Origin of the sequence: Vibrio sp. FF145 (genome assembly GCF_041439075.1) — a bacterium.
GTDB lineage: Bacteria > Pseudomonadota > Gammaproteobacteria > Enterobacterales > Vibrionaceae > Vibrio > Vibrio tasmaniensis_A.
The window spans coordinates 1-7,317 of sequence record NZ_JBGONH010000092.1; the positions used below are offsets into that span (position 1 = coordinate 1).

General features: G+C 43.5%; 7 protein-coding genes. 3 read left to right on the plus strand and 4 right to left on the minus strand.

All coding sequences use genetic code 11. From position 1 onward, the window contains the following. Positions 1–146: 146 nt before the first annotated feature. The 3 genes from infA to aat form a co-directional block, all read right to left on the minus strand. Entirely contained in the window at positions 147–365 is a 219-nt protein-coding gene (infA, locus tag ACED42_RS21145; RefSeq protein ID WP_001040192.1) for a translation initiation factor IF-1, read from the minus strand. Between the two features lie 81 nt (positions 366–446). Continuing rightward, complete coding sequence (locus ACED42_RS21150; RefSeq protein WP_029223169.1) at positions 447–1,145, minus strand: arginyltransferase; 699 nt, start codon at positions 1,143–1,145, stop codon at positions 447–449. Next, entirely contained in the window at positions 1,145–1,855 is a 711-nt protein-coding gene (aat, locus tag ACED42_RS21155) for a leucyl/phenylalanyl-tRNA--protein transferase (RefSeq protein ID WP_135383955.1), read from the minus strand. The genes ACED42_RS21150 and aat overlap by 1 nt, the downstream gene beginning before the upstream one ends. Before the next feature lie 53 nt (positions 1,856–1,908). On the opposite strand from aat, the gene ACED42_RS21160 reads away from it, so the two are divergent. Both ACED42_RS21160 and aroA read left to right on the plus strand, forming a co-directional pair. Continuing rightward, positions 1,909–2,364: a glycine zipper 2TM domain-containing protein gene (locus tag ACED42_RS21160; protein WP_004736438.1), complete on the plus strand. Its 456-nt coding sequence runs from the start codon at positions 1,909–1,911 to the stop codon at positions 2,362–2,364. A gap of 162 nt (positions 2,365–2,526) precedes the next feature. Next, positions 2,527–3,807 (plus strand): 3-phosphoshikimate 1-carboxyvinyltransferase, encoded by a 1,281-nt coding sequence (aroA, locus tag ACED42_RS21165; RefSeq protein ID WP_017097711.1) that lies wholly within the window; start codon positions 2,527–2,529, stop codon positions 3,805–3,807. Between the two features lie 78 nt (positions 3,808–3,885). On the opposite strand, the gene ACED42_RS21170 is transcribed toward aroA, so the two are convergent. Further along, positions 3,886–4,131 carry a YciN family protein gene (locus ACED42_RS21170; protein WP_009846345.1) on the minus strand — a complete coding sequence of 82 codons (246 nt, stop codon included), beginning with the start codon at positions 4,129–4,131 and terminating at the stop codon, positions 3,886–3,888. A 439-nt stretch (positions 4,132–4,570) separates the two neighbouring features. On the opposite strand from ACED42_RS21170, the gene topA reads away from it, so the two are divergent. Further along, the gene (topA, locus tag ACED42_RS21175) at positions 4,571–7,201 is read left to right on the plus strand and encodes a type I DNA topoisomerase (RefSeq protein ID WP_012603610.1); all 2,631 of its coding nucleotides are present in this window, start codon (positions 4,571–4,573) and stop codon (positions 7,199–7,201) included. Positions 7,202–7,317 lie beyond the last annotated feature (116 nt).

The window sequence follows — 7,317 nt, forward strand, 5'->3', positions numbered from 1 at the left end:
AGATGCTAGATGCTAGATGCTAGATGCTAGATGCTAGATGCTAGATGCTAGATGCGAGGTTGGTGTTGTTGGAGTGGTAAAAAGTTCAGGCGATAAAAAACGGAGCCTTGAGGGCTCCGCTTCTTATCGTATTCGGTAATTAAAAATTAACGAGCACGGAAGACGATGCGGCCTTTAGAAAGGTCGTATGGAGTCATCTCAACAGTTACTTTATCACCAGTAAGAATACGGATGTAGTTCTTACGCATTTTACCAGAGATGTGTGCTGTCACTACGTGACCGTTTTCAAGCTCAACACGGAACATTGTGTTTGGTAGAGTATCAAGGACAGTGCCTTGCATCTCGATTACGTCTTCTTTAGCCATCTAATCCTCTTTCGAAATTTGGCGGTTTTCAACGGCTTGATTGTGCCGTTAAAATCAAAATATGTAAAGTTGTCGCGTATTCTACCCTTGCCACCGCTGATTTACTAGCCTTTGATGACGTTGAAATCGTACTTTATAGTTCATCGCAGGGCATTCATCGATTTGATAACCCAAATATAACCATTGTTTTTGTTCTTTCTGGGCATGTTGGATCTGGAATAGAACGCCAAGAGTTCCCATGGAAATGTCGATATCAGGGTCGAAGAAGGTATAAAACGCGCTCGTACAGTGAGACATGATGTCTGTAACGGCAATGCCGACTAACTGCCCCTCATCATAGATGTGCATGAACTTTGTAGCAAGCCATTCATTTTTAGAGAAATGCAGAAACTCTTCTTTCTTCGGTGGATACATGGTTCCCGAACGGTGGCGAGCGGTTATATAGCGACTATACAAGTCAAACCAGTTGTCATCCATTTCATCTTTCAGCTCCCAACGCAGCGCTTTGGCCTTGTTGAGTATTCGTCGTTGGCTCTTGGAAAACTTGACCTCGGGAATCGACAGTCGAATCGCTTGGCACGATGAGCAATTATCGCAATGTGGTTTATAAATGGTTGTTCCACTGCGGCGAAATCCATTCGCAAGTAGAACTTCATAGTTATCTGCGGTGTGCATGTGTTCATCAAGCGTGACTGCCACTCTTTCTTCGAGATGGGGTAAGTAACTGCAAGCGTGATTGTCTGTTAATCCAATTCTGATTTGTTGTAAATCTGGATTCATTAAGGCATTTCCTTTAGCCATTGTTTTTTAAAACATGCATCGTTAACGGACGTTTCTTTGAGTAATCGAAGAGAACTTAGGAATTCATCCCTATCAACCTCGATAGCACCCAAGGATTCCAAGTGTGGGTTCATGACTTGGCAATCAATGAGTTGTCCACCGAATTGTGTAAAGTGCTCACAAAAGTACCATAGCGCAATTTTAGAGGCATTCGTCTTCAGGCTGAACATCGATTCACCGCAAAAGACTTGGCCTCTTTGTAACCCATAAAGCCCGCCAATCAGCTCGTCACCTTGCCAAACCTCAACTGAGTGGCAGAACCCTAATGAAGCGAGTTCACGGTAGGCTGCTTGCATGTCATTGTTTAACCAAGTTTCCTCTTCGGGTCTCAGTGAAGAGCAATAACCAATTATTCTGTCCGTCGCTTGGTTGATGCTGACACGGTAATTATGCTTTCTTTGAAATTTTTTAAGACTTTTTGATGGTTCGAATGTCTTAGGATTAAATACCGCTCGCGGTGCAGGGCTCCACCAAAGTATAGGCTCTCCTGGGCCATACCATGGAAATATACCTTGGCTATAAGCGTTCAGAATTCGTATGGGTGACAAATCACCACCGAACGCGAGCAGACCGTTAGGTTCATCAAGCGCGTCGAAAGGCGAAGGAAACTCTATACTAGTAGTATCAAGTTCGGTTAGGTATATAGTCATAAGTACCGCGTTACAGATTAATCACTGACCAAGAGGTCTTTAGGAGTTTTACCATGAAAAAGTTGCTTTGGATTTTACTTGTTTTGCCCATGTTGGCAAATGCAGCTTACAACAGAAACCAAGCTCGACCAGTTAATGAGGTCGTTTATGGTGAGATTGACACGGTCAGATACATTACCCAACAAGAGATCGTAGAGTCGAAAGCGAATGGTTGGGAAACCTTGTTGGGTGCGGCTATTGGTGGCTTGATAGGTAATCAATTTGGTGGCGGTACCGGCAAAGAAGTCGCAACGGCCGTCGGTGCTGTGGCGGGTGCCGGGATTGCTCGCAATCGAGGTAACACACAGTACAAAGTGGAATATAAGCTCGTCGAGTTATTGGTCAAAACTAAAGATGATAAGTTGGTTAATATCATTCAAGACGTCGATAACTCGATGTTGTTTAACCGAGGTGATGATGTGCGAATTCTCTATTTTTCAGATGGCGTTCGAGTTGATCTCGTGTACTAGTATATAAATGTGTTTAGTTGGCTGATTAATCGCCTTTATCGAGGGGATTAGCTCTGGAGTTCATTGGAAAAGTTCGTTAGTCTGCAAGTACGAAGAATTATTCATCACCCGAAAATAAATACGCGCCAGTGACTTCGGGTGGTACAAGGACTATAAGATTTAATGGAAAGCCTTACGTTACAACCAATTCAAAAAGTGAGCGGGGAAGTTAATCTACCTGGCTCAAAAAGTGTTTCCAACCGTGCGCTTCTTTTGGCTGCACTTTCAACGGGAACAACTCGCCTAACAAACTTACTAGACAGTGATGACATTCGTCATATGTTGAATGCATTAACACAGTTAGGTGTTGATTATCAGTTGTCTGCAGACAAAACAGTTTGTGAAGTGACAGGTGTTGGTGGTGCATTCTCAAGTGACAAAGCCCTAGAGCTTTTCTTAGGTAACGCGGGTACAGCAATGCGTCCATTGGCTGCTGCACTTTGTTTAGGTCGCGGTGAATACGTTCTTACTGGTGAGCCACGTATGAAAGAGCGTCCAATTGGTCACTTAGTGACTGCTCTGCAAGAGGCCGGCGCCAACGTCGAATACTTAGAGAACGAAAATTACCCACCGCTGAAGATCACGGGTACTGGGCTAAAGAGTGGTACAGTTTCTATCGATGGTTCTATCTCTAGTCAATTCTTGACGGCATTTTTGATGGCTGCACCTTTAGCTGAAGGCGAAGTGACCATCAAAATCGAAGGTGAATTGGTTTCTAAGCCTTACATCGATATTACGCTGCATATCATGAAGCAATTTGGTGTGGATGTTATCAACAATGACTACCAAGAATTTGTGATTCCAACTGGGCAATCTTACATAGCACCCGGTGATTTCTTGGTTGAAGGTGATGCATCATCTGCGTCATATTTCCTTGCAGCCGCTGCTATCAAAGGTGGCGAGATTAAAGTGACAGGTATTGGCAAAAACAGTATCCAAGGTGATATCCAATTCGCTGATGCACTTGAGAAAATGGGTGCTGAAATCGAGTGGGGTGATGACTACGTTATCTCTCGTTGTGGTGAGCTAAAAGGCATTGATATGGACTATAACCATATTCCAGATGCGGCGATGACAATTGCGACAACGGCTCTGTTTGCTAAAGGAACAACCGCAATCCGCAATGTTTACAACTGGCGTGTGAAAGAGACGGATCGCTTAGCGGCAATGGCAACAGAACTACGTAAAGTAGGCGCTGAGGTGGAAGAGGGTGAAGACTACATCATTGTTAACCCTGTGGCTGAACTGACGCACGCGGCGATTGATACTTACGATGATCACCGCATGGCGATGTGTTTCTCATTGGTTGCTTTGAGTGACACCCCGGTGACGATCAATGATCCAGGTTGTACATCCAAGACATTCCCTGACTACTTCGATAAGCTGAAAATGCTGAGTCTATAAAAATACTAAGTCTATAAAAATGATAAGTATATAAAGGTCCAGGAACAAAAAAGCTTGCCTAGATGGCAAGCTTTTTAATTATTGCTGAATTGTAAATTCTTTCGAAAGGTGATGCGCCAAGTACTTAAACATGTTAAATACCGCGGTTGTATTTTCTGTCGGCATTCCGTTGTTGTCTAAGAAGTATTCACCTTTGAAAATGAGTACATCGTCTTTTTCTACTACGCTGTTTGCGCGCATGCCTTCAATGTAGTCATCATGTGATTGGATAATTTGGTTTGCGATAAGCAGTAAATCAAATTCTGCTATTACTTTCTTTGTCATGAGTTTATCTCTGATAACTGAATATATCGTTGAGTTTATGGTGTCGAACTAGAAATTCAATGATTTCACAACCGATTAAGAGAGTCTTTTCAAACATCCACAATTTATTTTGTGATTTATGACAAAAATAATTGAATGGGGCTCGCGTTAGATTCGCCGACAAGCTTAGTATGAGCGCGTTTAGACGTAATGCCTGATGAATAGGCTCTTGCAAGTATTCTTAGTGAGTACTTTATAGCTTCTTTATATTGTGACTCTTTTCTCTATGAGTCGTCGAATTGTCGAGCGATCAGATCCAATTTTGAAAAAAGCGGTTGATCTTCTAGTAATCTCGCACAATAGTAAAAAAAGAAGCAATGAATTTAGAATATCATGCGTAAAAGCCCACAAGTAAAATTGTTGGTGTTGAAGCATCGTGATTAAGGACGTTAGAGTCAATATGGGTAAATCGCTCGTTATAGTGGAGTCGCCAGCCAAGGCTAAAACTATCAATAAATATCTTGGCAAAGACTTTGTCGTTAAGTCGAGTGTAGGTCACGTTCGTGATTTACCAACGGCGGGTCAAAGTACAGGTCAAAAGGCTGCTGCAGTTTCAACCAAGGGTATGAGCCCAGAAGATAAAGCTCGTATCAAGAAAGAAAAAGATCGCAAAGCGCTTATTAAAAAGATGGGTATCAACCCTTATCAAGAGTGGGAAGCGAATTACCAAATCTTACCGGGCAAAGAAAAAGTCGTTGCTGAATTGCAAAAACTGGCTGAGAACGCAGACCATGTTTATCTCGCAACCGATTTGGACCGCGAAGGAGAAGCTATCGCATGGCACCTTCGTGAGATCATCGGTGGTGATGAAACGCGATACAAACGAGTGGTTTTTAACGAAATCACTAAAAATGCTATTCAGCAAGCTTTCGAAACTCCAGGCGAGCTAAATATCGACGGCGTAAACGCACAACAAGCACGACGTTTTATGGACCGTGTTGTTGGCTTTATGGTGTCACCACTGCTTTGGAAAAAAGTAGCACGAGGCCTATCCGCTGGCCGTGTTCAATCTGTAGCTGTAAAACTACTGGTTGAACGTGAGCGCGAGATCAACGCTTTTATCCCTGAAGAGTTCTGGGATGTGCATGCTGATACCAAAACGGCAGAGAAAACAGATTTCAGACTGCAAGTCGCTCAAAAAGACGGTGTTGCGTTTAAACCTGATAATGAAGCGCAAACACAAGCTGCAGTAAGCGTTTTAGAAAAAGCGCAATACGAAGTATGTAAACGTGAAGATCGCCCAACTAAGAGTAAGCCGTCTGCACCTTACATCACGTCGACTCTGCAACAAGCGGCGAGCACACGTCTTGGTTACGGCGTAAAGAAAACCATGATGTTGGCTCAACGTTTGTATGAAGCGGGTTACATCACTTATATGCGTACTGACTCAACCAACTTGAGTTCAGAAGCTGTAGAAGCCGCTCGTGAATACATTGGTTCTGAGTTTGGCGCACAATACCTTCCACCGAAGGCGCTTGTATACGGCAGCAAAGAGGGCGCACAAGAGGCTCACGAAGCGATTCGTCCTTCAAGTGTCGATGTTAAGTCTGAAGACCTAAACGGCGTAGACGCAGACGCACACAAGCTTTACTCGCTGATTTGGAATCAATTTGTTGCATGTCAAATGACACCTGCGCAGTACGATTCAACGACGGTAAGCGTTAAAGCGGATGAGTACACGTTAAAAGCGAAAGGTCGTATTCTTAAATTTGATGGTTGGACTCGCGTTCAACGTCCAATGGGTAAAAATGAAGATACGATTCTTCCTGCTGTACAGGTTGGTGAAAAGCTAGACCTAATCGCATTAGACCCTAAACAGCATTTCACTAAGCCGCCAGCCCGTTTTACTGAAGCGGCGCTAGTTAAAGAGCTTGAGAAGCGTGGTATTGGTCGTCCTTCAACGTATGCATCAATCATCTCTACGATTCAAGACCGTGGTTATGTAAAAGTTGAACAGCGTCGTTTCTATGCTGAGAAGATGGGTGAAATTGTTACTGACCGTCTAGATGGCAGTTTCAATGATCTAATGAACTATGACTTTACGGCTCGTATGGAGCAGAAGTTAGACCAAATTGCAGAAGGCGAAGCAAGCTGGAAAGGCGTGCTAGATAACTTCTTCGAAGACTTTACAGGCGATTTGGAAAAAGCCGATTTAGATGAAGACGCTGGTGGCATGAAGCCAAATCATATCGTTGAAACCGATATTGAGTGTCCAACTTGTAGCCGTAAAATGGGTATTCGTACAGCTTCGACTGGCGTATTCCTAGGTTGTTCTGGTTATGCACTTCCACCAAAAGAGCGCTGTAAGACAACCATTAACCTTGGTGATGAAGACGGTATTATCAACGTTCTTGAAGAAGACGTTGAAACCGCAGCACTTCGAGCGAAAAAGCGTTGTCCGATTTGTGAAACGGCAATGGATGCTTATCTGATCGATGATAAGCGTAAAATGCACGTGTGTGGTAACAACCCTAACTGTGAAGGTTATGTGGTTGAACACGGCGAATTCAAAGTGAAAGGCTATGATGGTCCGCTTGTTGAGTGTGACAAATGTAGTTCTGACATGGTTTTGAAGAATGGTCGTTTCGGTAAATACATGGACTGTACGAGTGAAGATTGTAAGAACACTCGGAAGATTCTGAAAAATGGTGAAGTAGCGCCACCGAAAGAAGACCCAGTGCATTTCCCTGAACTCCCATGTGAAAATTCAGATGCATACTTCGTACTTCGTGACGGGGCTTCTGGTCTGTTTATGGCCGCGAGTAATTTCCCTAAATCACGTGAAACACGTGCACCATTAGTGGAAGAGCTGGTTCGTTTTAAAGACCGTATTTCACCTAAATTCCAGTATCTGGCATCAGCACCGGTTGCTGATCCTGATGGCAAGCCGACAGTCGTTCGTTTTAGTCGTAAGACAAAAGAAAACTACGTTCGTACCGAAGTGGACGGTAAACCTTCAGGTTGGACCGCTTTGTACATCGACGGTAAGTGGGAAGTTACGGATAAGCGTAAAAAGCCTAAAGAGAAGTAACTGAATGTGTGACCCGATCTGATATGGGTTGGCATTTTATTGATGAAAAAGCAGCCATTAGGCCAACACCTATCATTTAAGGTGTTTAGATCGCACAGTGTAGCGAGTCTTACTAA

Bases quoted from the DNA above. Each gene is read 5' to 3' on its own strand.
- aat (WP_135383955.1), bottom strand. From the start codon at position 1,855: ATGACTATATACCTAACCGAACTTGATACTACTAGTATAGAGTTTCCT.
- infA (WP_001040192.1), bottom strand. From the start codon at position 365: ATGGCTAAAGAAGACGTAATCGAGATGCAAGGCACTGTCCTTGATACT.
- ACED42_RS21150 (WP_029223169.1), bottom strand. From the start codon at position 1,145: ATGAATCCAGATTTACAACAAATCAGAATTGGATTAACAGACAATCAC.
- ACED42_RS21160 (WP_004736438.1), top strand. From the start codon at position 1,909: ATGAAAAAGTTGCTTTGGATTTTACTTGTTTTGCCCATGTTGGCAAAT.
- ACED42_RS21170 (WP_009846345.1), bottom strand. From the start codon at position 4,131: ATGACAAAGAAAGTAATAGCAGAATTTGATTTACTGCTTATCGCAAAC.
- topA (WP_012603610.1), top strand. From the start codon at position 4,571: ATGGGTAAATCGCTCGTTATAGTGGAGTCGCCAGCCAAGGCTAAAACT.
- aroA (WP_017097711.1), top strand. From the start codon at position 2,527: ATGGAAAGCCTTACGTTACAACCAATTCAAAAAGTGAGCGGGGAAGTT.